We start from the raw sequence: 26,700 nt of genomic DNA, 5'->3' as shown, positions 1-26,700 counted from the left end.
TAAGGCCAGCCCGGCCTCAGCGCGCCTTGGGTGTGATGCGCCACACCGTGTTGCCGACGTCGTCGGCCACCAGCAGCGCGCCGTCGCGCGCCACGGCCACGCCCACCGGGCGGCCATGGGCCGTGCCCTTGCGGTCCAGGAAACCGATCAGGAAATCCCGCGGCGGGCCGGACGGCGTGCCGTTGGCGAACGGCACGAAGATCACCTTGTAGCCGCTGGGCGGGCGCCGGTTCCACGAGCCGTGCTGGCCGATGAAGACGCCTTCGCGGTAGCTGGGCGGGAACAACTGGCCCCGGTAGAAGGCCAGCCCCAGCGATGCCGTATGCGCGCCCAGCGCATAGTCGGGCGCGACGGCGCGCGCCACCAGGTCGGGGCGCGCGGGCGATACGCGCGCGTCCACGTGGGCGCCGAAATAGCTGTACGGCCAGCCGTAGAAGGCGCCGTCGCGCACGGCCGTCATGTAGTCCGGCACCAGCTCGTCGCCCAGTTCGTCGCGTTCATTGACGGCGGTCCACAACTGGCCGCTGTGCGGTTCGCTGTCCATGCCGACCGGATTGCGCAAGCCGGTGGCATAGGGACGCGCCTTGCCGCTGGCGATGTCGAATTGCCAGATGGCGGCGCGGCCCGTTTCCGCCTGCGGTCCGTTCTCGCCCACGTTGCTGCTGGAGCCGACGCTCACGTACAGCGTGCGGCCATCGGGCGCGGCCAGCAGGTTGCGGGCCCAGTGCTGGTTCTGCGGGCCCGCCGGCAAGTCGAGTACCTTGGCGCCGGGTGTGGCGATGCTGGTCTGGCCTTCCTGGTAGTCGAAGCGCAGCACGGCGTCGGTGTTGGCCACGTATAGTTTGTTGCCGGCCAGCGCCATGCCGAATGGCGATGTAAGCTGGTCGAGGAACACCGTGCGCTCGGCCGCCGTGCCGTCGGCGCCCAGGCCGCGCAGCAAGGTGATGCGGTCGGCGGAGGCGACCCCGGCGCCCGCTTTTTTCATCAGGTGGCGCGTGATCATGCCGCGCACGCCGTGGCCGGCGTTGGCCTTCGCGGGGGCGTTGGTTTCGGCCACCAGCACGTCGCCATTGGGCAGCACGTAGAGCCAGCGCGGATGATCGAGGCCGCGCGCGTAGGCTTGCACCTGGAAGCCGGCGGCGGGCACCGGATGTTCATCGTCCTTCCAGCGCGCCACCGGCGCGACCGCGACCGTGGGGATCAGCGCACGCACCGGTTCCGGCAGGTCCGGGTGCGGGCCGAAGCCGGGCGGGTACTGCGGCTGGGCCTGCGTGGACGTGCCGGCCAGCGCGAGGGCCAGCGCCAAGGGCAGGGCCCGGGCCAGCGACGTGGGCAGTGAAGGGGCCAATGCCGGGGCCGATGCCGGTGCCAATGCCGGGGCCGGGGCCGGCAAGGCCGGGCACGCCAGCAGCTTCGTCATGCGTATGCGCCGCATGGCCGTCCGCCCTCAGTCGCGCCGCACATCGGGCTTGGGGGCGGCGCCGCCGGGTTTGGGGGCCGTGGGTTTGACTTGCTCCACGCCGCGCACGCCATGCAGGTCGGTGTCGACCAGCCCGCGTTCAAGGTCGTTGCTGGCCTGTTCGATGATGGTGCGCGGGCGCCGCGCAGGCTGTTCCGTCGTTTCGTCGCGCTCGTGCGGCAAATGGCCTCCGCCGGGGCCAGTGCCGGGCTTGCTTGTTGTCGCCATGATCTGCCTTTCCGGTTAAGGCGTGAAGTGGCTATCTTAGCGCGCGCGGTGGACGGTGGTCGCGCAATTGGGAGCATTTGCCGGCCCGTGCTGGCGTTGTCTTTTTGGATGGAAATTCGGTTACTATTTCGCCATTATTAATGTTGCGACCACGCCGGTCCCCGTTTGTGAAGGATGCGCCTTGAAGCTTGAATCGTCCGCTGCCCATGCCGCGCCGTCGCGTTGCGCCAACTGCCAGGCCACCGTCAGCGGCAATTACTGCCACCAGTGCGGGCAGGAGACGGTGCTCCATCCGCCCAGCACGCGCGAATTCCTGCACGAGTTCATCGGCCATTATGTGGCGCTGGAAGGCAAGTTGTGGGGCACGCTGGGACGGCTGCTGTTCCGCCCCGGCGCGCTGACCAATGAGTACCTGCGGGGCCGGCGCGTGCGCTTCGTCCAGCCGCTGCGCCTGTACCTGACCTTGAGCGTGCTGTTCTTCGCGCTGATCAAGCTGGCGGTCCCGATCAACCTGGCGGAGCGGGAACCGGTCGCGGCCAGCGCGGCGCACGCGCCGGCCAGCCAGCAACGGCGCGACGTGGTGCTGATCGATGCCGACGATGGCGGCGATTTGCTCGTCACCGGCCTGAAGGACATCTGGCCGGCCGGTGCGGCCAAGCTGGCGCACCAGGAACGATACCTGTCCGGCCTGACGGACGCCGAGCGCGTCGATGTGTTCAAGGAAGGCTTTTACCATTTCGCGCCGTATGCGATGTTCCTGCTGCTGCCGATGTTCGCGCTGTACCTGAAGGTGCTGTACCTGGGCTCCGGCAAGCGCTACGGTGAGCACTTGCTGTTCGCGCTGCATGTGAACGCCTTCGCATTCGCCATGTTCATGTGCCTGATGTTGCCCCTGCCCGGCATCGGCAAGTTCGCGCTGTGGATCTGGCTGCTGGCCTATCTGCCGTGGGCCATGCGGCGCGTCTACCAGGGCGGCAAGTTCGCCACGGCCTGGCGCTGGCTGGCGCTGATGGCCGCATATTCCGTGACCATGGCCGTCGGCTTCATGCTGACCATCGGCGCCGGCGTGCTGACGGCCGGCCACTGACGGCCACGGACGGCGGCCTCGCCGCTTGCCAGCGCTCGGCCGCCACACTATACTGTTCACCCATACAGTATTTCATGGTTGCGCCGTGCGGGCGCGCGACCGGGTATCCGGCCAGCGCGCAGCGGCCGCGATGGCAGAAGCCGGCGTTATCGGTTACCCTGCTGCGTGTCGCTACCCCTCACTTCGCCGAGATTCCTATGCCTGACTTGCATGTCCCGTTCCACACCATCGCGCTCGTCGTCCGCCAGAACACGGACAACATCGAGGAATCGGTGGGCCGCATCGTCGCGTTCCTGGAGCGCCGGGGCCACGCGGTGGTGTTCGAGGAGGAGACGGCGGCCCACCTGGGCCTGACGGGCGCCCGGGCCATGAGCCCCATCGACATCGGCGCCCATGCCGACCTGGCCATCGTGATGGGCGGCGACGGCACCATGCTGGGCATCGCGCGCCAGCTGGCGCCATACGACGTGCCGCTGATCGGCATCAACCAGGGCCGGCTCGGTTTCATGACCGACATCCCGCTCGACGGCATGCTCGACGTGCTGGCCAAGATGCTGACCGGCAGCTTCCAGGCCGAGCGCCGCACGCTGCTCGAAGGCCAGGTGCTGCGCGACGGCGACGTGATCCACGTGGGCATGGCCGTCAACGACGTGGTGGTGTCGCGCGGCGCGGGCGCCGGCATGGCCGAGCTGCGCGTGGACGTCGATGGCCACTTCATGTACAACCAGCGTTCCGATGGCCTGATCATCGCCACCCCCACCGGTTCCACGGCCTACGCCCTGTCGGCCGGCGGGCCGTTGCTGCACCCCAGCCTGGGCGGCATCGGCCTGGTGCCGATCGCGCCGCACGCGCTGTCGAACCGGCCCATCGTGTTGCCCGAATCGAGCCTGATCGAAATCGAGATCATGCGCGGGCGCGACATCAGCGTCAATTTCGATATGCAGACCTTCGCCAGCCTGATGGCGCACGACCGCATCCTGATCAAGCGTTCGCCCCACACCATCACCTTCCTGCACCCGGAAGGCTGGAGCTACTACCACACGCTGCGCGAAAAACTGCACTGGAACGAATACCCGTCCGGCGAAGGCAAGCTCAGCTAATCCGGCCCACCGACCACCCAACCAGCGACCACCTTTAGCCCACCATGCTGCGTACCCTGACCATCCGCGACTTCGTCATCGTCGATACGATAGAACTGGAATTTTCCGCCGGCTTTTCCGTCTTCACGGGCGAGACCGGCGCTGGCAAGTCCATCCTGATCGACGCGCTGACGCTGGCGCTGGGCGGGCGCGGCGACGCCAGCGTGGTGCGCGAGGGTGCGGCCAAGGCCGACATCACGGCCGACTTCGCCGTCACGCCGCAGGCCGCCGCGTGGCTGCAGGCCAATGAATACGCGGCCGACGAGGGCGGCGCCCTGCTGCGGCGCGTGATCGACAACGCGGGCCGCTCCAAGGCCTACATCAACGGGATCGCGGCCACGGCGGCCCAGTTGCGCGAACTCGGTGATTTGCTGGTGGATATCCACGGCCAGCACGCGCACCAGTCGCTGCTCAAGGCGGACGCCCAGCGCCTGCTGCTGGATCACCAGGCCTTGCAATCGTCCGCCGACGGCGGCGCGCGCGCCACGGCGGCCGACGACGGCAAGGCCGTGGCCGCCGCCTACAAGGCCTGGCGCGCATTGGCCCGCCAGCGTGAGGAATACGAAACCAACGCGGCCAACGTGCTGTACGAGCGCGAGCGGCTGGAATGGCAGGTGGGCGAGCTGGACAAGCTGGCCGTGCGGCCCGGCGAGTGGACCGAGATCAGCAACGAGCACAGCCGCCTGTCGCACGCGGCCAGCCTGCTGGAAGGCGCGCAGGAAGCGCTGGCCGTTATTTCCGAGGCGGACGACCATCCGGTGCTGTCGCAACTGTCGGCCCTGAACCAGAAGCTGGGCAAGCTGGCCGGCATCGACACGGAATTGCAGGCCATCGTCGACCTGATCGAGCCGGCCCGCATCCAATTGCAGGAAGCGGCGTATGCGCTCAACAGCTACCTGGACCGGGTCGAGCTGGACCCGGACCGGCTGCGCCAGGTCGATGCGCGGCTGGAAGCGATCCACTCCACGGCGCGCAAGTTCCGCGTGATGGAGGAGCAGCTGCCCGAGGAGCACGCGGCGCTGGCGGCCAAGCTGCGCCAGCTGGCCGACGCCACCGACCTGGACGGCTTGCGCCAGCAGGAGGAAAAACTCAAGGCGGCCTACCTGGCGGTGGCGCAGCGCCTGTCGGCCACGCGCGCGCAGGCGGCGCGCCAGCTGGGCGAGGCCGTCACGCGCGCGATGCAGGACCTGAACATGACGGGCGGCCGCTTCGAGGTCGCGCTCAACGCCTGCGAGCCGGCCAGCCACGGCCTGGAGCAGGTGGAATTCCTCGTCGCCGGCCACGCGGGCGTGGCGCCACGGCCATTGGCCAAGGTGGCCTCGGGCGGCGAACTGGCGCGCATCGCGCTGGCCATCTCCGTCATCACCTCCAACGCCACCACCACGCCGACCCTGATCTTCGACGAGGTCGACAGCGGCATCGGCGGCGGCGTGGCCGAGGTGGTGGGGCGCTTGCTGCGCCGGCTGGGGCAGGAACGGCAGGTGCTGTGCGTGACCCACTTGCCGCAGGTGGCCAGCCAGGCAGGCCAGCACTTCCAGGTGGCCAAGAGCACGCTGGAGAACGGCAAGACGGCCTCGCGCATCGACGTGCTCGACGCCAAGGCGCGCGTGGAGGAAGTGGCGCGCATGCTGGGCGGGCTGGAAATCACGGCCACCACGCGCAAGCACGCGCGCGAGTTGCTGGCCTCGTGAAGGGCGTGACGGCGCGCGGGGACAGGCATCCCCCCGCGCCCGCCAACTTAACTATAATGGCAAGCTCCGTCCACCACCCCGCTCGCCATGACCTTTCTTCCGGAACCACCCCACACCCATGGCAAAGTGCCACGCAGCGCCGTCGTCCTGGTCAACCTGGGCACGCCCGATGAGGCCACCCGGCCCGCCGTGCGGCGCTATCTGAAGGAATTCCTGTCCGACCCGCGCGTGGTGGAAATCCCGCGCGCCGTCTGGTGGTTCATCCTGAACCTGATCATCCTGCCGTTCCGTTCCGGCAAATCGGCGGCCAAGTACGCTTCGATCTGGACCCGCGAAGGCTCGCCGCTGAAGGTGTACACGCAGCAGCAGGCGCAGTACCTGCAAGGCTTGCTGGGCGAGCGCGGCCACGACGTCAAGGTAGTGATGGCGATGCGCTACGGCAGCCCGTCGTTGCCCGAGGTGCTGGGCCAGTTGCAGGCCGACGGTTGCGAACGCATCGCCGTGCTGCCTGCCTATCCGCAATATTCGGGCACCACCACCGGCTCCATCTACGATGCCGTGTTCAGCCACTACGCGCGGGTGCGCAACGTGCCCGAGTTGCGCTTCGTTAAGCATTACCACGACCACGAGGGCTATATCCAAGCACTGGAACAGTCGGTGCAGGCCCACTGGGAGGCCAACGGCCGTCCCGACAAACTGGTCATCAGTTTCCACGGCGTGCCCAAGCGCACGCTGCTGCTGGGCGATCCCTACCACTGCGAATGCCTGAAGACGGCCCGCCTGCTGGCGGCCCGCCTCAAGCTCACGCCCGAGCAATACGTGGTCACCTTCCAGTCCCGTTTCGGCAAGGCCGAATGGCTGCAGCCGTACACGGCGCCCACGGTCCAGCAACTGGCGCGCGACGGCGTGCGGCGCGTCGACGTGCTGTGCCCCGGCTTCACCAGCGATTGCCTGGAGACGCTGGAGGAAATCTCGATGGAGGTGCGGCACGACTTCGAGGCGGCCGGCGGCCGCGAATTCCACTACATCCCTTGCCTGAACGCCAACCCCGGCTGGATCGCGGCGCTGGCCGATATTGCCGAGCAGCATCTGGTCGGCTGGCCCACGCTGACCACGCCGTCGCAGCGCGCGCTGCTGAAAAAAGAGGCGGAACTGGGGCGCGACGCGGCCCTCAAACGCGGCGCGGCCGCGTAAAAAAGCGACAACCTGATGCGAGGGGTGGAACTCCGCGCGCCGGCGCGGCATAATCAGCACTTGGCAGTGACGAGTGCCAGCCTGTTAAAATAGCCGGCCCAGGGGATCGGCCGAGTAGCACAGCCAGGCGGTCGCCAGGATGATGTAGGCGAGGATGGATGCTGCGATCAATGGCAACTTCATGATGAGGCACTCCCGGGGAAACGGCCTGCTGAGCCGTCTGCTGAGCTGGCTGCTGAGCTGTCTGTTTACATACTAGCCGGTTCTTAGCAAAAAGGAATCTGCGCGTATCAGAAGTTTTGTAACCGTTGTTACATGACACAGGCGGCGCCGGCCGGGACGGTGGGAAATCCCCTTGAAACGACAGGGAAAAGCCCCATCTGCCTGCACAGCGCAGTTGTCTATGCTTAGTCAAACAATATGAATGTAGGAGTCTTTTAGATGCAAGATCAGGAAAACCAAGCTGTACCTAATCCCGAGGCGGATCAGGCGTCGGCCCAAGCTTCGACTCCCGCTGAGCCCACTCTGGAAGAGCAACTGGCCGCCACCGAGGCGCGTCTGGCTGAAATGCACGACGCCTTCATGCGCGCCAAGGCCGAAGGCGAGAACATCCGCCGCCGTGCCCAGGAGGACGTGGCCAAGGCGCATAAATTCGCCGTGGAAAGCTTCGCCGAGGCCATGGTGCCCGTCAAGGACAGCCTGGAAATGGCCCTGAAGGTCGAGTCGCCTTCGCTCGAATCGCTGAAAGAAGGCGTCGAGATGACCTTGAAGCAACTGAATTCGGCGTTCGAGAAGAACCGCCTGCTGGAAATCATGCCGGCCCAGGGCGACAAGCTCGACCCGAACAAGCACCAGGCCGTGGCTGTGGTGCCGGCCGAGCAGGAAGCCAACACGGTCGTGTCCGTCCTGCAAAAAGGCTACATGATCGCCGACCGCCTGCTGCGCCCGGCCATCGTGACGGCGGCCCAGGCCAAATAAACGGCGACCGCTGACATCGTGGGAAATTTTGCGGTAAGCACTTGAAAACGTACAGCATTTCCACACATTAGAACCATCTGAACTTTAGCAAATAAGGAAAACAATCATGGGTAGAATTATCGGTATCGATCTGGGAACCACAAATTCCTGCGTTTCCATCATGGAAAATGGTCAGCCAAAGGTAATCGAAAACGCCGAAGGCGCGCGCACGACGCCGTCGATCATTGCTTACCAGGAAGATGGTGAAATCCTCGTCGGCGCGCCTGCCAAACGCCAGGCCGTCACCAACCCGAAGAACACGCTGTTCGCCGTCAAGCGTCTGATCGGCCGCAAGTTCGAGGAAAAGGAAGTGCAGAAGGACATCGGCCTGATGCCTTACTCGATCATCAAGGCTGACAACGGCGACGCCTGGATCGGCGTGCGCGACAAGAAGCTGGCGCCGCCGCAGATCTCCGCAGAAGTGCTGCGCAAGATGAAGAAGACGGCCGAAGACTACCTGGGTGAAGAAGTCACCGAGGCCGTCATCACCGTGCCCGCTTACTTCAACGACTCGCAGCGCCAGGCCACCAAGGACGCCGGCCGCATCGCCGGCCTGGACGTCAAGCGCATCATCAACGAACCGACCGCGGCCGCGCTGGCTTTCGGCCTGGACAAGACCGAAAAGGGCGACCGCAAGATCGCCGTGTATGACCTCGGCGGCGGCACGTTCGACGTGTCCATCATCGAGATCGCGGACGTGGACGGCGAGAAGCAGTTTGAAGTGCTGTCGACCAACGGTGACACCTTCCTGGGCGGCGAAGACTTCGACCAGCGCGTGATCGACTACATCATCGACGAGTTCAAGAAGATCAACGGCCTGGACCTGAAGAAGGACCCGATCGCCCTGCAGCGCATCAAGGCTTCGGCCGAGCGCGCCAAGATCGAACTGTCGTCGTCGCAGCAGACCGAGATCAACGAGCCGTACATCGCCATGGCGAACGGCGCGCCGGTCCACCTGAACCTGAAGATGACCCGCGCCAAGCTGGAATCGCTGGTGGAAGAGCTGATCAACGCCACCATCGAGCCATGCCGCACCGCCATCAAGGATGCCGGCGTGAAAGTGTCGGACATCGATGACATCATCCTGGTCGGCGGTATGACCCGTATGCCCAAGGTGCAGGAAAAGGTCAAGGAATTCTTCGGCAAGGATCCACGCAAGGACGTGAACCCGGACGAAGCCGTGGCCGTGGGCGCCGCCATCCAGGGTTCCGTGCTGTCGGGCGACCGCAAGGACCTGCTGCTGCTGGACGTGACCCCGCTGTCGCTGGGTATCGAAACGCTGGGCGGCGTGATGACCAAGATGATCCACAAGAACACGACGATCCCGACCAAGTTCTCGCAAGTGTTCTCGACCGCCGACGACAACCAGCCTGCTGTGACCATCAAGGTCTACCAAGGCGAGCGTGAAATCGCGGCCGGCAACAAGGGCCTGGGCGAATTCAACCTGGAAGGCATCCCGCCGGCAGCACGCGGCACGCCGCAGATTGAAGTGACCTTCGACATCGACGCCAACGGCATCCTGCACGTGGGCGCCAAGGACAAGGCCACCGGCAAGGAAAACAAGATCACCATCAAGGCCAACTCCGGCCTGACGGAAGCGGAAATCCAGAAGATGGTGAAGGACGCCGAAGTCAACGCGGAAGAGGACAAGAAGATCAAGGAACTGGCCGAATCGCGCAACCAGGCCGACGCCCTCGTGCACTCGACCCGCAAGTCGCTGACCGAATACGGCGACAAGCTGGAAGCGGGCGAGAAGGAGAAGATCGAAGCGGCCATCACCGAGCTGGAAGGCTCGATCAAGTCCGGCGACAAGGCCGAGATCGACGCCAAGGTGGCGGCGCTGTCGACCGCGTCCCAGAAGCTGGGTGAGAAGATGTACGCTGACATGCAGGCGCAGCAGGCTGCGGCCGGCGGCGAAGGCGCCCAGCAGCACGCTGGCGCGCAAGAGCAGGCCAAGCCGCAGGACGACGTGGTCGATGCCGACTTCAAGGAAGTCAAGGACAGCAAGTAATCCAGGCATCCGCGCGGCGTGGGGCTCCCCTGCGCCGCGCTCTCCTGCCGAGCCGGGCGAGCCTGATGGTGGTCGCTCGGCTTTTTCGCATAATCAGTACATCAGTAAATACAGCAAGGTGCCGACAACATGGCAAAGCGTGATTTCTACGAGACACTCGGTGTCGCAAAAAATGCCACGGAAGACGAGATCAAGAAGTCTTATCGCAAACTGGCGATGAAATACCATCCGGACCGCAATCCGGACAGCAAAGAGTCGGAAGAAAAATTCAAGGAAGTCAAAGAAGCGTACGAGATGCTGACCAACCCGGAGAAGCGCGAAGCGTATGACCGCTATGGTCACGCCGGCGTTGATCCCAACATGGGTGGCGGCGGCGGTTTCGGCGGCGGCGGCTTCGGCGATGCGTTTGGCGACATCTTCGGCGACATCTTCGGTGGCGGCGGCCGCGGCCGCAACGCCGGCCCGCAGGTGTACCGCGGCGCCGACTTGCGCTATAACCTCGAAATCACGCTGGAACAGGCTGCGCACGGCTTCGACACGACGATCCGCGTGCCGTCGTGGGACAAGTGCGACACCTGCCATGGCTCCGGCGCCAAGCCCGGCACCTCGCCGTCGACCTGCTCGACTTGCGGCGGCCACGGCCAGGTGCGCATGCAGCAAGGCTTCTTCAGCATCCAGCAGACCTGCCCCAAGTGCCACGGCACGGGCAAGATCATCACCGACCCCTGCTCGCCTTGCGGCGGCGCGGGCCGCATCAAGCGCAACAAGACGCTGGAAGTGAAGATCCCGGTCGGTATCGACAACGGCATGCGCATCCGTTCGTCCGGCAACGGCGAACCGGGCACCAATGGCGGCCCGTCGGGCGACTTGTACGTGGAGATCCACATCAAGCCGCACCCAGTGTTCCAGCGCGAAGGCGACGACCTGCATTGCGAAATGCCGATCTCGTTCGCCAAGGCGGCCCTGGGCGGCGACATCGAAGTGCCCACGCTGTCGGGCAAGGTGTCGTTCACAATTCCCGAAGGCACCCAGTCGGGCAAGACCTTCCGCCTGAAGGGCAAGGGCATCAAGGGCGTGCGCTCCGGTTACGCCGGCGATCTGTTCTGCCACGTGGCCGTGGAAACCCCGGTCAAGTTGACGGAAAAGCAAAAGGACATGCTGCGCGAGTTCGAGAAGGCCACCACCGAGGGCGGCGCCAAGCACAGCCCGCAGAGCAAAACCTGGAAAGACAAGGTCAAAGACTTCTTTGAGTAATTTCAGGTAGAATTCGCTCCACACATCCAGGACGCTTCGGCGTCCACAGACAGACCGCCGCCATGCCCTCCGGGACAGAACGGCGGTTTTATTATGTAGAGAGGACGAAATGAGCGAGCAAGTGATCGGTAATTCCCCCCTGCAAGACCTGCTGCGTAACAATCGCCAGTGGGCCCAATCGGAGGTCAATCGCGATCCCGAGTTTTTCAAACGCCTGGAGCAACTGGCTTCGCCCGAATATCTGTGGATCGGTTGTTCCGACAGCCGGGTGCCCGCGAACGAACTGCTGGGCCTGGCGCCGGGCGACGTGTTCGTGCACCGTAACATCGCCAACGTGGTGGTACACTCGGACCTGAACTGCCTGTCCGTGCTGCAGTTTGCCATCGACGTGCTGAAGGTCAAGCATGTGATCATCGTGGGCCACTATGGCTGCAAGGGCGTGCACGCGGCCATGACGGGCGCCCGTGTGGGCCTGGCCGACAACTGGCTGCGCCACGTGCAGGACGTGAACCAGAAGCATGAGCGTTACCTTGGTGACGTGCTCAACACCGCCGCCCGCTCCGAACGCCTGTGCGAACTGAACGTGGTGGAGCAGGTGGTCAACGTGTGCCAGACCACCATCGTCCAGGACGCGTGGGATCGCGGCCAGGAACTGACCGTGCACGGCTGGGTCTACGGCCTCAAGGATGGTCTGCTGCATGACCTGGAGATGACGGTCACCGGTGGCGAGGACCTGGCGCCGCGCCTGGCTGCCCGCCTGCAGAAGTACGACCAGCAACCGGCTTGACGCCGCCGCCGGGGCGGCCGGTTCCGCCGCCCGCCCCGGCCACCCTTCGCGCGTGGTGCGGTTCTTGCTAGCGTTAAGCTGCATGAAGTTTAACTTTTGCACGCCTTGACTACTCGGCTGCCACCAGAACCAGCCATGCGCAATCTACGTATCATCATCGTCAACACCGTCATCACGGCCGCCAACGCGGGCGACGTGGCCCAGCGCGCGCAGGCGGCGCGGGCCCAGGCCCTGCGCGAGGGCTTGCAGGAGGCCGGTTATGACATCCTCGCCTCGCTGCCGGCCGACATGTATCTGCCCGACCAGATCGCCCAGTTGCAGCCGGACATGATCATCATCGACGCCGAATCGGACGCCCGCGACGTGCTCGAACACATCGTCGTGGCCACCCGCGACGAGCGCCGCCCCATCGTGCTGTTCACGGAAAGCGAGGACGAACAGTCCATGGAGCAGGCCATGCGAGCCGGAGTGAGCGCTTACATCGTCGCCGGCTTGAAGGCCGACCGCATCAAGCCGGTGCTTAACGTGGCGCTGGCCCGCTTCAAGCAGGAGCAGAAGCTGCTCACCGAATTGTCGGACACCAAGCACAAGCTGGCCGAGCGCAAGGTGATCGAGCGCGCCAAGGGCTTGCTGATGGCGCGCCACCGGCTCACGGAAGACCAGGCCTACCAAAAGCTGCGCAACATGGCCATGAACAAGAACCTCAAGCTGGCCGAAATCGCGCAGCGCATCCTCGACGTCGAGGACTTGCTGGGCTGAATGCCGTCCAGAATGGTGCGCGGCACAAAAACAGTGCGTTTTTTCCGGCCCGGCGGCGGCCAAATCCCCGTAAATGCATGGCATGGTCCTTGCAAACCATAGCGTAGCGGGTCCGGCCAACGGCGGCCGGGCCGCAAAAGACAAGGGCGTCTGCACCGCATGCCAGCGAGCATGCCGGGAAGGGCGCCTTTTTATTTTCCGATGGAGAGCACTGCGATGACATGTACCCACATGCGAACCCAGCCAACCGGAGCGCGGCCATGAGCAGCGCCTTACGACCGGAAAAGCAAACCGTCAAGATCGGCTTCAATCCGCTGACCGACTGCGCCACCGTGGTGATGGCGTCCGTGCTGGGCATGGACGAGAAATACGGCATCAAGATCGTGCTGCGCAAGGAAGCGTCGTGGGCCGGCGTGCGCGACAAGCTCGTCAGCGGCGAGCTGGATGCGGCCCACCTGCTGTACGGCATGGTCTACGGCGCCCAATTGGGCGTGGGCTGGCAGCAGAAGGACATGGCGATCCTGATGAACCTGAACCGCAACGGCCAGGCCATCACGCTGTCGCGCCGGCTGGCCGAGCAGGGCGCCGTGGACGGCCCGTCGCTGGCGGCCCTGATGCAGGGCGCGCCGCGCACCTACACGTTCGCCCAGACCTTCCCCACCGGCACCCACGCCATGTGGCTGTATTACTGGCTGGCCGCCAACGGCGTGGACCCGATCCGCGACGCGCGCGTGATCACGGTGCCGCCCACGCAGATGGTGGCCAACCTGAGCGCCGGCCACATGGACGGCTTTTGCGCCGGCGAGCCGTGGGGCCACCGCGCCGTGGCCGACGGCGTGGGCGTGACGGCCGCCACCAGCCAGCAGATCTGGCCCGACCACCCGGAAAAGGTGCTGAGCACCACGGCCGCCTTCGTCAAGCATCATCCCAACACCTGCCGCGCGCTGGTGGCCGCCGTGCTGGACGCGGGCAAGTGGATCGAGGCGTCGCCGGCCAACAAGCTGGCCGCGCTGGAAATCCTGGCCGGCCATAGCTACGTCAACACCAGCCGCGACGTGATCGCCCCGCGCGCGCTCGGCCATTATGAAAATGGCCTGGGCAAGAACTGGCAAGACCCGTATTGCCTGCAATTCCACGCAAACGGCGCCGCCAATTTCCCCTATCTGTCGGACGGCATGTGGTTCATGACCCAATTGCGGCGCTGGGGCCTGATCACGCGCGACCCCGAATACCTGACCGTGGCCAGCCACGTGCACCAGATCGGCCTGTACCGCCAGGCCGCCGAGATGAGCGGCACCCCCGTGCCCGACAGCATGCTGCGCAGTTCCAAGCTGATGGACGGCATTGTCTGGGATGGCCGCGACCCGCGCGCCTACGCCGCCGCGTTTCCTATCCGGCACCGGGCCCAGGCCCCGGCCGAAACTGCAACTTTCTGAGGAGATCACCATGAACCAGCAAGGCAGTGTCACCCTGGTGGGCGCCGGTCCCGGCGACCCGGACCTGTTGACCATCAAGGCTGTGAAAGCCATCGCCCGCGCCGACGTGGTGCTGATCGACGACCTCGTGAACCCGGAGATCCTGGTGCATGCGCCCAGCGCGCGCGTGATCCAGGTGGGCAAGCGCGGCGGCTGCGAATCGACGCCGCAGGAATTCATCGAGCGGCTGATGGTGGCCGAGGCCCGCGCCGGCCACCACGTGGTGCGCCTGAAGGGCGGCGACCCCTATCTGTTCGGCCGCGGTGGCGAGGAGCGGGCCACGCTGAAGGCGCAAGGCATCGCCGTCGAGGTGGTGCCCGGCATCAGCAGCGGGCTGGCCGCGCCCGGCACGCTCGGTGTGCCGCTCACGCACCGCGCGTGGAGCCAGGGCGCCGTGTTCGTCACGGGCCATGGCAAGGATGCCGCGTCCGAGCCGAACTGGGCCGCACTGGCGCAGAGCCGGCTGACGCTGGTGGTATACATGGGCGTGGCCCGCTGCGAAGCGATCCAGTCCGGCCTGCTCGACGGCGGCGCGGACCCGTCCACGCCGGTGGCCGTGGTGCAGTCGGCCACCCGCAGCGCGCAGCGCCAGTTGCTGACCACGCTGGGCGAACTGCCGGCCGCGCTGCGCGCCAGCGGCCTGGGCAGCCCCAGCATCATCGTCATCGGCGACGTGGTGCGTTGCGCCGACGACTGGCCCGCCATGCTGGCCGAGCACGAGCTTGCCAGCGCGGGCGCCCGCGCCTGCGGCTGACCGGACCCCAGTGCAGCGCGCGCACCGTTAGCGTGCGTCGCTGCACCGCAACATCGCACTGAATCTGCACCGAATCTGGACCTAAGCCGCACCAAAGCCGTCCAAACTAGCTCTCCAGCAACGCTTTCCTCTCGCTTTCCCCGTTTTTCCCCGCTGTTTCCCCATACAGCACCGTCCCGATACAGCTGGCACACCTCTTGCAATAGGTAGGGTAAGGGATCAAAGGCGATCCCCACCAAATTTCGCCGGTCTAACGGAGGACCGGCAGGACAACGGCGTCCGCCCAACCTGGTCTTTTGACCGGAGTGGGGCGGGCGCCGTTTGCATTTTCTTAACAGGAAAATAAAAATGACCAGCAAAGCTAACAGCATCAAGCTTTTCTCGATCTCCACCCCGCCGATGCGGGCCTTCCACCTGACCTGGATGGCGTTCTTCGTCTGCTTCTTCGCGTGGTTCGCCTGCGCACCGCTGATGCCTGTGATTAAAGGCGAGTTCCACCTCAGCGTGGCGCAGATCGCCAATATCAACATCGCGGCCGTCGCCATCACCATCATCGTGCGCCTGATCGTCGGCCCGCTGTGCGACCACTTCGGCCCGCGCAAGACCTACACCGGCCTGCTGCTGCTGGGCGCCATCCCCGTGATCGGCGTGGCCTTCGCCCAGAGCTATGAAAGCTTCCTGCTGTTCCGCCTCGGCATCGGCGCCGTGGGCGCCAGCTTCGTAATCACCCAGTACCACACCTCGGTCATGTTCGCACCGAAAGTGGTGGGCACGGCCAACGCGGCTTCGGCCGGTTGGGGCAATGCCGGCGGTGGCGCGGCGCAAGCAGCCATGCCGCTGCTGATGGGCGCCATGGTGATGGCCGGCGTGAGCGAGACCATGGGCTGGCGCGCCGCCCTGATCGTGCCGGGCGTGCTGATGATCATCATGGCCGGCGTCTACTACCGTTACACCCAGGACTGCCCGGAAGGCAACTACAGCGACATGCGCGCCGCCGGCATTCCTATCGAAGGCGGCAAGAAAGGTGGCTGGGACAGCTTCAAGCTGGCCGCCGTCAACCACCGCGTGTGGATGCTGTTCATCACCTACGGCGCCTGCTTCGGCATCGAGATCTTCATCCACAACATCGCCGCCACCTACTACGTCGACCACTTCGGCTTCTCCATCAAGTCGGCCGGCCTGGCTGCCGGCACGTTCGGCCTGCTGGCCCTGTTCGCCCGCGCCCTGGGCGGCTGGATCTCCGACAAGGCCGCCCTGCGCGGTGACCTGAACAGCCGCGTCACGCTGCTGTTCGTGATGATGATCGGCGAAGGCGCCGGCCTGCTGTGGTTCGCCAACGCCGACGGCGCCACCTACGCCGTGATCGCCATGTTGACCTTCGGCCTGTTCACCCACATGGCTTGCGGCGCCACCTACGCGCTGGTGCCGTTCGTCGACAAGCGCGCCCTGGGCGGCGTGGCCGGCATCATCGGCGCCGGCGGCAACGTGGGCGCCGTCGCCGCGGGCTTCCTGATGAAGGGCCTGGGCAACACGCAGCAAACCCTGAGCGTCCTGGGCGTGGTGGTGGCGATCTCGGCGCTGTGCGCGCTGGCGGCCCGCTTCTCCAGCGAAGCCATGGAATCGGCGGCCATGCCATCCAAGATCGCAGCATAAATGACATCGAGCATAAGGAACCGCATCATGAAAATCATCGTCATCGGCCACGGTATGGTCGGCCAAAAATTCCTGGAAACGCTGGGTGACAGCAGCGATCTGCACGTGACCGTGCTGTCCGAAGAGCCACGTCCGGCCTACGACCGCGTTCACCTGTCCGAGTACTTCTCGGGAACCACGGCCGAACAGCTGTCGCTGGTGCCGGCCGGTTTCTTTGAACGCGGCAACCTGCTGCTCAAACTGAACACCCGCGCGGTCGCCATCGACCGCGCGGAGAAGACCGTCACCGTGCGCAGCGGTGAAGTGCTGGAGTACGATAAGCTGGTGATCGCCACCGGCTCCTATCCGTTCGTGCCGCAACTGCCGGGCAAGGACCGCAAGGACTGCTTCGTCTACCGCACCATCGAAGACCTGGAAGGCATGCTGGCCTGCGGCAAGCGCTCGAAGACTGGCGTGGTGATCGGCGGCGGCCTCCTGGGCCTGGAATGCGCGAAGGCCCTGCGCGACATGAACCTGGAAACCCACGTGGTCGAATTCGCGCCGCGCCTGATGGCGGTGCAGGTCGATGATGCCGGCGCGCGCGTGCTGCGCCAGAAGATCGAAGACCTGGGCGTGACCGTCCACACGGGCAAGAACACCACCGCCATCGTCGATGGCGAAGATGGCACCCACCGCATGGAGTTCGCCGACGGCACCCACCTGGACACGGACATGATCGTGTTCTCGGCTGGCATCCGCCCACGCGACCACCTGGCGCGCGAAAGCGGCCTGGCCATCGGCCCGCGCGGCGGCATCTCGATCAACAACCAGTGCCTGACCTCGGACCCGGACATCTACGCCATCGGCGAATGCGCGCTGTGGAACGGCCAGGTGTTTGGCCTGGTGGCGCCTGGCTACGACATGGCCCGCATCGCCGCCAAGCACCTGATGGGCGAGCACGAGGCGGAGTTCACGGGCGCCGACATGAGCACCAAGCTCAAACTGATGGGCGTGGACGTGGCCAGCATCGGCGACCCGCACGGCAAGGTGGAAGGCAGCCGCTCCTACCAGTTCACGGACGAGCGCAAACAGATCTACAAGAAGATCGTCGTGTCCGACTGCGGCAAATACCTGCTGGGCGGCGTGATGGTGGGCGACGCCAGCGAATACGGCACGCTGCTGCAAATGATGCTCAATAAGATAGAGCTGCCCGAGTCGCCCGAGTTCCTGATCCTGCCGCAGTCCGACGGCAAGGCCAAGCCCGGCCTGGGCGTGGACGCGCTGCCGGCCAGCGCCCAGATCTGCTCGTGCAACGCCGTCTCCAAGGGCGCGCTGTGCGACGCCGTGGGCGGCGGCGCCACCAGCATCGGTGAGCTGAAGTCCTGCACCGGCGCCGGCACGGCCTGCGGCGGCTGCGTGCCGCTGGTCACGCAGATCATGAAGTCGGAGATGAAGAAGCTGGGCATGGCCGTCAACAACCACGTGTGCGAGCACTTCCCGTACTCGCGCCAGGAGCTGTTCCACCTGATCCGCGTCGGCAAGATCACCACCTTCGCCGACCTGCTCAAGCAGCACGGCAAAGGCCTGGGCTGCGACGTGTGCAAACCGCTGGCGGCCAGCATCCTGGCTTCGTGCTGGAATGACTTCGTGCTGAAAAAAGAGCACGCCAGCCTGCAGGACACCAACGACTACTTCCTGGGCAACATCCAGAAGGACGGCACCTACTCCGTCGTGCCGCGCATGGCCGGCGGCGAAGTGACGGCCGATGGCCTGATCGCCGTGGGCACCGTGGCCAAGAAGTACGGCCTGTACACCAAGATCACGGGCGGCCAGCGGGTCGACCTGTTCGGCGCCCGCGTCGAGCAGCTGCCGCTGATCTGGGAAGAACTGATCGCAGCCGGTTTCGAATCGGGCCACGCTTACGGCAAGTCGCTGCGCACCGTCAAATCGTGCGTGGGCTCGACCTGGTGCCGTTATGGCGTCGATGATTCCGTCGGCCTGGCGATCGAACTGGAGAACCGCTACAAGGGCTTGCGCACGCCGCATAAGATCAAGTTCGGCGTGTCCGGCTGCACCCGCGAGTGCGCCGAGGCGCAGGGCAAGGACGTGGGCATCATCGCCACCGAGAAGGGCTGGAACCTGTACGTGTGCGGCAACGGCGGCATGAAGCCACGCCACGCCGAACTGATCGCCTCCGACCTGGACAAGGCCACGCTGGTGCGCTACATCGACCGCTTCCTGATGTTCTACACCCGAACCGCCGACCGCCTGCAGCGCACCAGCGTATGGCGCGACAACCTGGAAGGCGGCCTCGATTACCTGAAGGACGTCGTCATCGGCGACAAGCTGGCCATCGCCGCCGAACTGGAAGCGGACATGCAGCACGTGGTCAACACCTACGCCTGCGAATGGAAGGCCGCCGTCGAAGATCCGGAGACGCGCAAGCGCTTCCGCCACTTCGTCAACAGCGACCAGGCCGACCAGAACGTGTTGTTCATGGAAGAACGTGGCCAGATCCGTCCGGCCACGCCGGAAGAACGCCAGCGCGTGATTCCCATCGCAGTCAAAGCAGCCTAACCCGTCACAGCAAAGGAGAACACCATGCACCGCGACATTCAAACCGATAACTGGATTTCCGTTTGCGCGCTCGACGAGATCGTGCCCAACACCGGCGTGTGCGCCCTGCTGAATGACACGCAGATCGCCGTGTTCCATGTGGAGGACAACGGCCCGCGCGTGTTCGCCATCGAGAACTACGACCCGAACTCGCACGCCGCCGTGCTGTCGCGCGGCCTGGTGGGCAGCCTGGGCGAACGCATCGTGGTGGCCTCGCCCATCTACAAGCAGCACTTCGACCTGCAGACGGGCGAATGCCTGGAATCGCCCGAGCACTCGGTGATCACCTATCCCGCCCGCGTCGAAGGTGGAAAGGTCTGGGTAGGTTTATGAAACCGGCGCTGGTTGTCATCGGCAACGGCATGGCGGGCATGCGCACCGTGGAGGAGCTGCAGAAGCTGGCGCCCGACCTGTACGACATCACCGTGTTCGGCGCCGAGCCGCACGGTAACTACAACCGCATCCTGCTGTCGCCCGTGCTGGCCGGCGAAAAGAGCATCGACGACATCATGCTGCACACGCGCCAGTGGTATATCGACCACGGCGTCACGCTGCACGCGGGCGACCAGGTGGTGCACATCGACCGCCGCAAGCGCGTGGTGCGCGCCGCCTCCGGGCGCGAAGTGCGCTACGACCGGCTGCTGCTGGCCACCGGCTCCAAGCCCTTCATCATCCCGGTGCCGGGCCACGACCTGCCGGGCGTGATCGCGTTCCGCGACATCCAGGACGTGGAAACCATGCTGGAAGCGTCGCGCAACCATCGCCATGCGGTGGTGATCGGCGGCGGCCTGCTGGGCCTGGAGGCCGCCAACGGCCTGCTGCGCCAGGGCATGGAGGTGACCGTGGTGCACGTGACGGATGCGCTGATGAACCAGCAGCTCGACAAGCCGGCCGCCCAGCTGCTGCAAAAGGCGCTGGAAGTGAAGGGCTTGCGCTTCATGCTGAGCGCCCAGACGGACGCCATCGTCGGCCCGGACCGCGTGACGGCCGTGCGCTTCAAGGACGGCAGCGAAATTCCCGCCGACCTGGTGGTGATGACGGCCGGCGTGCGCCCCAACATCGAACTGGCCAAGGCCTCGGGCCTGCACTGCGAACGGGCCATCGTGGTGGACGACACGCTGCAGACCTACGACCCGCGCGTGTACGCCGTGGGCGAATGCGTGCAGCACCGCAGCGCCACCTTCGGCCTGGTGGCGCCGATCTGGGAACAGGCGCGCGTGTGCGGCGCCCACCTGGCCGGCGCCGGTCACCGCCGCTACGTGCAGCAAACCTCGCCCACCCGCCTCAAGGTGACGGGCGTGGACCTGTACTCGGTCGGTGATTTCATCGGCGGCGAAGGCAGCGAAGACCTGGTGCTGCGCGACGCCAAGCGCGGCGTCTACAAGCGCCTGGTATTGAAGGACAACCGCGTCGCCGGGGCCGTGCTGTACGGCGACGTGCAAGACGGGCCGTGGTACTTCGGCCTGATCCAGAAAGGCACCGATATCGGGCCTATCCGCCATCATCTGCTGTTCGGCGAAGCGCTGTGCGCCGCCGCTTGAACTGGCCTAGCCTGAACTGGAAACAATCGTGAACCTGTCACTCGAACCTCTCTCTGTCCGCACCACCTGCGCTTATTGCGGCGTGGGTTGCGGCGTCAAGGCCACGCCCAAGGGCGACGGCGGCATTGATATCGCCGGCGATAGCAACCATCCCGCCAACTTCGGCAAGCTGTGCGTCAAGGGCTCGGCCCTGGGCGAAACGCTGGGACTGGAAGGCCGCCTGCTGCACCCGCAGGTGCGCGAGGACGGTGCGCTGCGCCAGGTGTCGTGGGATGCGGCGCTGGACCGGGTGGCCGGGCAGTGGCAGGACATCATTGCCGAGCATGGGCCGGACGCGGTGGCGTTCTACGTGTCGGGCCAGTTGCTGACCGAGGACTACTACGTCGCCAACAAGCTGATGAAGGGCTACGTGGGCAGCGCCAACATCGACACCAACTCGCGCCTGTGCATGTCGTCGGCCGTGGCCGGCCACAAGCGCGCGTTCGGCGAAGACCTGGTACCGGTCAGCTATGAGGATCTGGAACTGGCCGACATGGTGGTGCTGGTGGGCTCCAACACGGCCTGGTGCCATCCCATCCTGTTCCAGCGCATCGCGCGCATCAAGGAGACCCGTCCGCACGTGAAGCTGGTGGTGATCGACCCGCGCCGCACGGCCACCTGCGAACTGGCCGACCTGCACCTGTCCGTCAAGCAGGGCACGGACGTGTGGCTGTTCAACGGCTTGCTCAGCTACCTGGCCCGCAACGGCGCGGTGGACGCCGATTTCGTCGCCCGCCACACCAACGGCATGGCTGAAGCGGTGGCAGCGGCCGATGTCGATTGCGCCGACCCTGCCGCCGTGGCCCGCAAGTGCCGCATCGAACTGCCGGTGCTGATGGAGTTCTACGAATCGTTCGCGGCCACTGCCAAGGTGGTGACGGCGTTCTCGATGGGCGTGAACCAGTCCTCGGCCGGCACGGACAAAGTCAACAGCATCATCAACTGCCACCTGCTCGGCGGCCGCATCGGCCAGCCCGGCATGGGGCCGTTTTCGATCACGGGCCAGCCCAACGCGATGGGCGGACGCGAAGTGGGCGGGCTGGCCAACATGCTGGCCGCCCACATGGATCTGGAGCGCGGCGAGCACCGCGAACTGGTGCAGACGTTCTGGGAATCGCCGCGCATGGCCGACAAGGCCGGCCTGAAGGCGGTGGACCTGTTCCGCGCCATCGAGGACGGCAAGGTCAAGGCCGTGTGGATCATCGCCACCAACCCGCTGGTCAGCCTGCCGGACGCGGACCAGGCCCGCCGCGCGCTGGAAAAGTGCGAACTGGTGGTGGCCACCGATATCATGCAAAACACCGACACCAACGCATGCGCCCACGTGCTGCTGCCGGCGCTGGGCTGGGGCGAGAAGGATGGCACGGTCACCAACTCCGAGCGCCGCATCTCGCGCCAGCGCGCCTTCCTGCCGGCGCCCGGCGAAGCGCTGCCCGACTGGCAGATTTTGTGCCGCTTCGCCCAGCGCATGGGTTACGCCGGTTTCGACTTCAACAGCGCGCATGAGATCTTCGACGAGCACGCACGCCTGAGCGGCTACCGCAACGCGGTGGACGATGTGCCACGCGCGTTCAACATCGGCGCACTGGCCGGAATGGACGGAAAGGCTTACGACGCGCTGGAGCCCGTGCAGTGGCCGGTGACGCGGCTCGATTCCGGCGACCTGCTGGGCCAGGCCCGCCTGTTCGGCGACGGCCGCTACGCCCATGCGGACGGCAAGGCGCGCTTCATCGCCGTCACGCCACGCCTGCCCGTCAATACGATATGTGAAGACTATCCGCTGGCGCTCAACACGGGCCGCGTGCGCGACCATTGGCACACCATGACGCGCACCGGCAAGGCACCCAAGCTGGCCGACCACATCGCCGAATCGTTCGTCGACATGCACCCGCAAGATGCGCTGCTGCACGGCGTGCGCGCCGGCGAGCTGGCGCGCATCAGCACTGCCTGGGGCTCGATGGTGGCGCGCGTGCAGCACGGCGGCGGCATCGCGCGCGGCAGCGTGTTCATCCCCATCCACTGGAACGGCCAGACGGCGTCCGACGCGCGCGTGGGCGCGCTGGTGAACCCGGTGGTCGATCCCGTGTCGGGCGAACCGGAATTCAAGCACACGCCGGTGCGGGTGGAGCAGTTCCGGCTGAACTGGCACGGCTTCATCCTGAGCCGCAGCGAATTGAACCTCGACAGCGTGGCCCACTGGACCCGCATCCAGGGTCGCGACTTCGCCCGCTACGAACTGGCCGGACGCCAGAACATCGCCGATTTCGCCAGCTGGGCGCGCGACCTGCTGGGCGTGCAGGGCGAGCAGGCCGACTGGCTGGAATACGAAGACCGCAGCGCCGGCGTGTACCGCGCCGTGCATTTGGTGGACGACCAGATTGACCAGTGCATCTTCCTGTCTCCGCGCCAGGACATGCCCTCGCGCGCGTGGCTGGCCGGCCTGTTCTCCAAAGAGCAGTTGAGCGAGATCGACCGCGTGGGCCTGCTGGTGGGCCAGCCGGTGGAGAAGGGCGCCGATACGGGACCGACCGTGTGCTCGTGCTTCGGCGTGGGCCGCAACACCATCTGCAACGCCATCGTGCAGCAGGATCTGCAGACGGTGGCCCAGGTGACGTCCTGTCTGAAGGCGGGCGGCAACTGCGGCTCCTGCGTCCCGGAGATCAAGAAGCTGCTGGTGGAAACGCGGGTGGCGGTGGCGGAGGAGCGGGCGGCCTGAGGACGAACATCGTCAGGGCGCGTGCCGCGCGTAGCCAGCTTCCCGTTGGCTGCGCACGGCCAGGACGAACACCGTGTCAATCGCGTCCACGTAGTGGTAGAGGGCAAGGTAGCCTTGTCCTTTTCGGCCTATCACCAATTCGCGCTTGCCGTTGGCAACTGCTCTGCCGATCAGCGGATTGTGAGCCAGTACGTCGATGGCATGCATGATTTCCACAATCCGCGCGGGGCCGTCGGCGATTTGGTGTCGCTCCAGATACGCAAGGATGCGGCTGAAGTCTTCGAAAATTTCAGGTGCAAGCTCGACTTGCGCCACGTTTAGCCAGGTTTCTTCTTTGCCGTGGGGGGCGTTGCCGGCCGGCCCGCTACGTGATCTTCAAGATAGCGTCGCATATCGGCCCACGGTATGGTTTCGCCTGTGGCGGCGATCCGTGCGAAGCGGGCGTCGGCCTCGGTGTCCATGTCGGCCCGTCGTTCTTCCAGCTCGGCTTTTTCCGTGATGGCTTCCAGTATCAAGCTGTGGGTGGTTTTGCCGGTGCGCTCGGCGGCGCTGGCGATCCGCGCCTTCAGCTCCTTCGGTAAGCGGATCGTGGTCGTAGTGGACATGGGAGTCTCCGTTAGTGGGACAAATGTAGCACACTCCCTGAGTGCTATACGGACCAGCAAGACTTCAGTCTCAAATTGGCGCCAGCCTTTGCCCCGAAGAATACGAGGATAGCAAAGGCAGCCAGGAACGGCAGCCCCATTAAAGCAAATCCGTAGGTCATGACAATGACTGGCGACCACAATATCAATAGGCCGAAAAATGCGCCTATAGCTATGGTTCTATGCCTGGCACGTTGTACAAAAAATCCCTGAATTAGTCCTATTGCCAATGCCGACAACACGATAGCTACCAACCTGACAATTCCAGGGAAATTCTCAAGGCCCGCGTGGTTAGCAAAGGCAACGACGAAGGTAATAGCGGCGCTGGATATTCCTATGAGTCCGGTCGTGACTTTGCTCATCAATACCTTCCCCAAAAAACATTCTAAGTTTCCCTACTGCGAGTTGCATAAATGACATCATAACAGTTTGCATTCATTAAACCCGCTCAGATTCTCACGCAGTTGAATTTTGCGATGTGTGGCTTTGGCAGCGGTACGCCACGTTAGGAAAACGGCTGAGAACCATCGTATCGTGCAACGGGATGTACTGTATGCCCCCATTCGGCAATACCCTGGCCGGATGAACCATGGTGACTTGCAGGGTCCAGTCCTTTAATGAGGTTTGCCATGAAGTTATTACTCACGATGTCAGTGGCACTGACAATAGCCACAACGGCCGTCGCAGGCGCTCCCAGCCCGCATGGCGGCGCCCCGTTGGCCGTGCCACGAACAACCATGCCGACGTTCACGGCAAGAACGCAAGCCGTTACCGCACCGGCACCGAGGACGGCGCCCCCGCAACCAGCCCCGCAAACGGGACAACCCAACGCCAGCTGCGGTAGTTTGAGCGCACCGAATACACCGGGCAATGCCGCAATGGCACCTGGCTCGGCGTTTAATCCTGACGGCCATGCCGGAACGGTGTATGCCGGGCAGCAGCCGCAAAACTCGAAAAATCCCGTCAGCGTTTCCCAGTACGATGCGGCATGCTTGCATCAGTCACACTGATCCAATGGCTTTGATGGGAAAAAAGGCGGAGGTCGCTGCGGCGACTTCCGCTTCTGGCCGTTGCAGACCGGCCTGCCGCTTCAACTGCTCGACTTTTTAAGTGTTCGCGTTGGTGGAGCAAATCTCGCACCATCCTGAAATAGGGTAATTTGAAATATGGTAAATTAGCTCATCGATCGCCAGATCATGCCTGTCGAGAGTACAAATGCCCATCCGCGACAATTTCACTGATGCCGACATGGATCAGTGGCTCAACGATAAACGCGTCACCGAAATTGAATGCCTGGTGCCCGACTTAACGGGCGTGGCGCGCGGGAAGATTCTGCCGCGCACCAAGTTCACGCAGGACCGTGGCATGCGCATCCCCGAGGCCGTGCTGGGCATGACGGTGACGGGCAATTACCCGACTGAGGATGCCGCCTACGACCGCGCCATCTCCAGCACCGACCGCGACATGATCCTGCGGGCCGACCCCACCACCATCACCACCGTTCCCTGGGCCACGGACCCCACGGCGCAGGTGATCCACGATTGCTATTTCTCCGATGGCACGCTGGTCGATTTTGCGCCCCGCTCCGTGCTGCGCCGCGTATTGCGTCTGTACGCTGACCGCGGCTGGAAGCCCGTGGTGGCGCCGGAACTGGAGTTCTACCTGACGGAGCAGAACATCGATCCCGACCTGCCGCTCAAGGCGCCCGTGGGCCGCAGCGGCCGCGCTGAGACGTCGCGCCAGGTCTACAGCATCGACGCCGTCAACGAATTCGATCCGCTGTTCGAGGACATCTACGACTACTGCGACATGATGAACCTGGACGTGGATACCCTGATCCACGAGACAGGCGCCGGCCAGATGGGCCTGAACTTCCAGCACGGCGACGCGCTGGCGCTGGCCGACAAGGTGTTCTACTTCAAACGCACGCTGCGCGAGGCGGCCCTCAAGCACAAGATGTACGCCACCTTCATGGCCAAACCGATGGGCGGCGAGCCCGGTTCGGCCATGCATGTGCACCAGAGCGTGGCCGATGCGGCCACCTGCCGCAACATCTTCAGCGACGCCGACGGCGCGCCCTCCACGCTGTTCCGCCATTACATCGGGGGCCTGCAGCGCTACACGCCGGCCTGCATGGCCATCATGGCGCCGTACGTGAATTCCTACCGCCGCATCGTGCGCCACACGGCCGCGCCCATCAACGTCCAGTGGGGCATGGACAACCGCACGGTGGGCTTTCGCGTGCCCATCTCCGGCGTGCAGGAGCGGCGCGTGGAGAACCGCATCATCGGCGCGGACGCCAATCCCTACCTGGCGATGGCCGTCACGCTGGCCTGCGGCTACCTGGGCATGATCGAGCAGATCGAGCCGACGCCGATGACGGTCGACAGTGCCTACAACCACCCGCAGGAGCTGCCCCAGGGCCTGCCGGAGGCGTTGCAACTGCTGCGTTCCGAGGAGCGCCTGCGCGACGTGCTGGGCGAGCGCTTCATCGATGTCTACGCGGCCATCAAGGAACTGGAGCACCGCGAGTTCATGACCGTCATCAGCCCGTGGGAGCGCGAGCATTTGTTGTTGCATGTCTGATTCCCCATCCTCCGCGCTCCATCTATAATCACGGGTTGTCCACAACGGCGGCCCGCGACCGGCCTGCCATA

The 26,700-nt window shown here is 65.1% G+C and carries 22 protein-coding genes; 17 read left to right on the top strand and 5 right to left on the bottom strand.

The features are described 5' to 3' along the window. Positions 1 to 16: 16 nt before the first annotated feature. On the bottom strand, positions 17 to 1,420 hold the full coding sequence (locus H3H37_RS18840) for a PQQ-dependent sugar dehydrogenase (protein ID WP_182165375.1): 1,404 nt from the start codon (positions 1,418 to 1,420) through the stop codon (positions 17 to 19). 27 nt (positions 1,421 to 1,447) lie between these two features. Then, on the bottom strand, positions 1,448 to 1,687 hold the full coding sequence (locus tag H3H37_RS18835) for a hypothetical protein (RefSeq protein WP_182165373.1): 240 nt from the start codon (positions 1,685 to 1,687) through the stop codon (positions 1,448 to 1,450). Between the two features lie 181 nt (positions 1,688 to 1,868). Between H3H37_RS18835 and H3H37_RS18830 the strand changes: the two genes are divergently transcribed. The 16 genes from H3H37_RS18830 (at position 1,869) to H3H37_RS18755 (ending at position 23,399) form a co-directional block, all read left to right on the top strand. Continuing rightward, complete coding sequence (locus H3H37_RS18830; protein ID WP_220456501.1) at positions 1,869 to 2,774, top strand: DUF3667 domain-containing protein; 906 nt, start codon at positions 1,869 to 1,871, stop codon at positions 2,772 to 2,774. Between the two features lie 197 nt (positions 2,775 to 2,971). After that, positions 2,972 to 3,874, top strand: coding sequence for an NAD kinase (locus tag H3H37_RS18825; protein WP_182165371.1), 903 nt, complete (start codon positions 2,972 to 2,974; stop codon positions 3,872 to 3,874). A gap of 44 nt (positions 3,875 to 3,918) precedes the next feature. Then, entirely contained in the window at positions 3,919 to 5,604 is a 1,686-nt protein-coding gene (recN, locus tag H3H37_RS18820) for a DNA repair protein RecN (RefSeq protein ID WP_182165368.1), read from the top strand. An 87-nt stretch (positions 5,605 to 5,691) separates the two neighbouring features. Beyond that, entirely contained in the window at positions 5,692 to 6,798 is a 1,107-nt protein-coding gene (gene hemH / locus H3H37_RS18815) for a ferrochelatase (RefSeq protein ID WP_182165365.1), read from the top strand. Positions 6,799 to 7,239: 441 nt separating this feature from the next. Next, a complete protein-coding gene (gene grpE / locus H3H37_RS18810) occupies positions 7,240 to 7,776 on the top strand; it encodes a nucleotide exchange factor GrpE (RefSeq protein ID WP_182165362.1) in 537 nt (178 codons plus the stop codon). Between the two features lie 106 nt (positions 7,777 to 7,882). After that, entirely contained in the window at positions 7,883 to 9,826 is a 1,944-nt protein-coding gene (dnaK, locus tag H3H37_RS18805) for a molecular chaperone DnaK (protein ID WP_182165359.1), read from the top strand. A 129-nt stretch (positions 9,827 to 9,955) separates the two neighbouring features. Next, positions 9,956 to 11,080, top strand: coding sequence for a molecular chaperone DnaJ (gene dnaJ, locus H3H37_RS18800; RefSeq protein ID WP_182165357.1), 1,125 nt, complete (start codon positions 9,956 to 9,958; stop codon positions 11,078 to 11,080). 109 nt (positions 11,081 to 11,189) lie between these two features. After that, complete coding sequence (gene can / locus H3H37_RS18795; protein ID WP_182165354.1) at positions 11,190 to 11,867, top strand: carbonate dehydratase; 678 nt, start codon at positions 11,190 to 11,192, stop codon at positions 11,865 to 11,867. Positions 11,868 to 12,002: 135 nt separating this feature from the next. Next, on the top strand, positions 12,003 to 12,626 hold the full coding sequence (locus H3H37_RS18790) for an ANTAR domain-containing response regulator (protein ID WP_182165351.1): 624 nt from the start codon (positions 12,003 to 12,005) through the stop codon (positions 12,624 to 12,626). Positions 12,627 to 12,886: 260 nt separating this feature from the next. After that, on the top strand, positions 12,887 to 14,062 hold the full coding sequence (locus H3H37_RS18785) for a CmpA/NrtA family ABC transporter substrate-binding protein (RefSeq protein ID WP_375540017.1): 1,176 nt from the start codon (positions 12,887 to 12,889) through the stop codon (positions 14,060 to 14,062). Between the two features lie 10 nt (positions 14,063 to 14,072). Further along, the gene (cobA, locus tag H3H37_RS18780; RefSeq protein ID WP_182165345.1) at positions 14,073 to 14,855 is read left to right on the top strand and encodes a uroporphyrinogen-III C-methyltransferase; all 783 of its coding nucleotides are present in this window, start codon (positions 14,073 to 14,075) and stop codon (positions 14,853 to 14,855) included. Positions 14,856 to 15,203: 348 nt separating this feature from the next. Beyond that, complete coding sequence (locus H3H37_RS18775) at positions 15,204 to 16,508, top strand: MFS transporter (protein WP_182165343.1); 1,305 nt, start codon at positions 15,204 to 15,206, stop codon at positions 16,506 to 16,508. A gap of 27 nt (positions 16,509 to 16,535) precedes the next feature. After that, a complete protein-coding gene (gene nirB, locus H3H37_RS18770) occupies positions 16,536 to 19,064 on the top strand; it encodes a nitrite reductase large subunit NirB (protein ID WP_182165340.1) in 2,529 nt (842 codons plus the stop codon). A 24-nt stretch (positions 19,065 to 19,088) separates the two neighbouring features. Continuing rightward, on the top strand, positions 19,089 to 19,436 hold the full coding sequence (gene nirD / locus H3H37_RS18765; RefSeq protein ID WP_182165337.1) for a nitrite reductase small subunit NirD: 348 nt from the start codon (positions 19,089 to 19,091) through the stop codon (positions 19,434 to 19,436). Then, positions 19,433 to 20,644 carry an NAD(P)/FAD-dependent oxidoreductase gene (locus tag H3H37_RS18760; protein WP_182165335.1) on the top strand — a complete coding sequence of 404 codons (1,212 nt, stop codon included), beginning with the start codon at positions 19,433 to 19,435 and terminating at the stop codon, positions 20,642 to 20,644. Before nirD ends, H3H37_RS18760 begins: the two co-directional genes overlap by 4 nt. A 28-nt stretch (positions 20,645 to 20,672) precedes the next feature. Further along, positions 20,673 to 23,399, top strand: coding sequence for a nitrate reductase (locus H3H37_RS18755; protein WP_182165332.1), 2,727 nt, complete (start codon positions 20,673 to 20,675; stop codon positions 23,397 to 23,399). 12 nt (positions 23,400 to 23,411) lie between these two features. On the opposite strand, the gene H3H37_RS18750 is transcribed toward H3H37_RS18755, so the two are convergent. The 3 genes from H3H37_RS18750 to H3H37_RS18740 are packed head-to-tail and all read right to left on the bottom strand — an operon-like array spanning position 23,412 to position 24,405. Next, complete coding sequence (locus H3H37_RS18750; protein WP_182165330.1) at positions 23,412 to 23,714, bottom strand: type II toxin-antitoxin system RelE/ParE family toxin; 303 nt, start codon at positions 23,712 to 23,714, stop codon at positions 23,412 to 23,414. A 2-nt stretch (positions 23,715 to 23,716) separates the two neighbouring features. Continuing rightward, entirely contained in the window at positions 23,717 to 24,004 is a 288-nt protein-coding gene (locus H3H37_RS18745) for a CopG family ribbon-helix-helix protein (RefSeq protein WP_182165327.1), read from the bottom strand. 44 nt (positions 24,005 to 24,048) lie between these two features. Further along, positions 24,049 to 24,405, bottom strand: a complete 357-nt coding sequence (locus H3H37_RS18740) for a hypothetical protein (protein ID WP_182165325.1) — start codon at positions 24,403 to 24,405, stop codon at positions 24,049 to 24,051. An 853-nt stretch (positions 24,406 to 25,258) separates the two neighbouring features. Here H3H37_RS18740 and H3H37_RS18735 point away from each other — a divergent pair. Beyond that, positions 25,259 to 26,629 (top strand): glutamine synthetase family protein, encoded by a 1,371-nt coding sequence (locus H3H37_RS18735; protein ID WP_182165323.1) that lies wholly within the window; start codon positions 25,259 to 25,261, stop codon positions 26,627 to 26,629. Positions 26,630 to 26,700 lie beyond the last annotated feature (71 nt).

The organism is Rugamonas brunnea (genome assembly GCF_014042345.1).
GTDB classification, from domain to species: Bacteria; Pseudomonadota; Gammaproteobacteria; order Burkholderiales; family Burkholderiaceae_D; genus Rugamonas; species Rugamonas brunnea.
This window is presented reverse-complemented; position numbering and strand designations above follow the sequence as displayed.

Bases quoted from the DNA above. Each gene is read 5' to 3' on its own strand.
- H3H37_RS18840 (WP_182165375.1), bottom strand. From the start codon at position 1,420: ATGACGAAGCTGCTGGCGTGCCCGGCCTTGCCGGCCCCGGCCCCGGCA.
- H3H37_RS18835 (WP_182165373.1), bottom strand. From the start codon at position 1,687: ATGGCGACAACAAGCAAGCCCGGCACTGGCCCCGGCGGAGGCCATTTG.
- H3H37_RS18825 (WP_182165371.1), top strand. From the start codon at position 2,972: ATGCCTGACTTGCATGTCCCGTTCCACACCATCGCGCTCGTCGTCCGC.
- recN (WP_182165368.1), top strand. From the start codon at position 3,919: ATGCTGCGTACCCTGACCATCCGCGACTTCGTCATCGTCGATACGATA.
- hemH (WP_182165365.1), top strand. From the start codon at position 5,692: ATGACCTTTCTTCCGGAACCACCCCACACCCATGGCAAAGTGCCACGC.
- grpE (WP_182165362.1), top strand. From the start codon at position 7,240: ATGCAAGATCAGGAAAACCAAGCTGTACCTAATCCCGAGGCGGATCAG.
- dnaK (WP_182165359.1), top strand. From the start codon at position 7,883: ATGGGTAGAATTATCGGTATCGATCTGGGAACCACAAATTCCTGCGTT.
- dnaJ (WP_182165357.1), top strand. From the start codon at position 9,956: ATGGCAAAGCGTGATTTCTACGAGACACTCGGTGTCGCAAAAAATGCC.
- can (WP_182165354.1), top strand. From the start codon at position 11,190: ATGAGCGAGCAAGTGATCGGTAATTCCCCCCTGCAAGACCTGCTGCGT.
- H3H37_RS18790 (WP_182165351.1), top strand. From the start codon at position 12,003: ATGCGCAATCTACGTATCATCATCGTCAACACCGTCATCACGGCCGCC.
- H3H37_RS18785 (WP_375540017.1), top strand. From the start codon at position 12,887: ATGAGCAGCGCCTTACGACCGGAAAAGCAAACCGTCAAGATCGGCTTC.
- cobA (WP_182165345.1), top strand. From the start codon at position 14,073: ATGAACCAGCAAGGCAGTGTCACCCTGGTGGGCGCCGGTCCCGGCGAC.
- H3H37_RS18775 (WP_182165343.1), top strand. From the start codon at position 15,204: ATGACCAGCAAAGCTAACAGCATCAAGCTTTTCTCGATCTCCACCCCG.
- nirB (WP_182165340.1), top strand. From the start codon at position 16,536: ATGAAAATCATCGTCATCGGCCACGGTATGGTCGGCCAAAAATTCCTG.
- nirD (WP_182165337.1), top strand. From the start codon at position 19,089: ATGCACCGCGACATTCAAACCGATAACTGGATTTCCGTTTGCGCGCTC.
- H3H37_RS18760 (WP_182165335.1), top strand. From the start codon at position 19,433: ATGAAACCGGCGCTGGTTGTCATCGGCAACGGCATGGCGGGCATGCGC.
- H3H37_RS18745 (WP_182165327.1), bottom strand. From the start codon at position 24,004: ATGTCCACTACGACCACGATCCGCTTACCGAAGGAGCTGAAGGCGCGG.
- H3H37_RS18740 (WP_182165325.1), bottom strand. From the start codon at position 24,405: ATGAGCAAAGTCACGACCGGACTCATAGGAATATCCAGCGCCGCTATT.
- H3H37_RS18735 (WP_182165323.1), top strand. From the start codon at position 25,259: ATGCCCATCCGCGACAATTTCACTGATGCCGACATGGATCAGTGGCTC.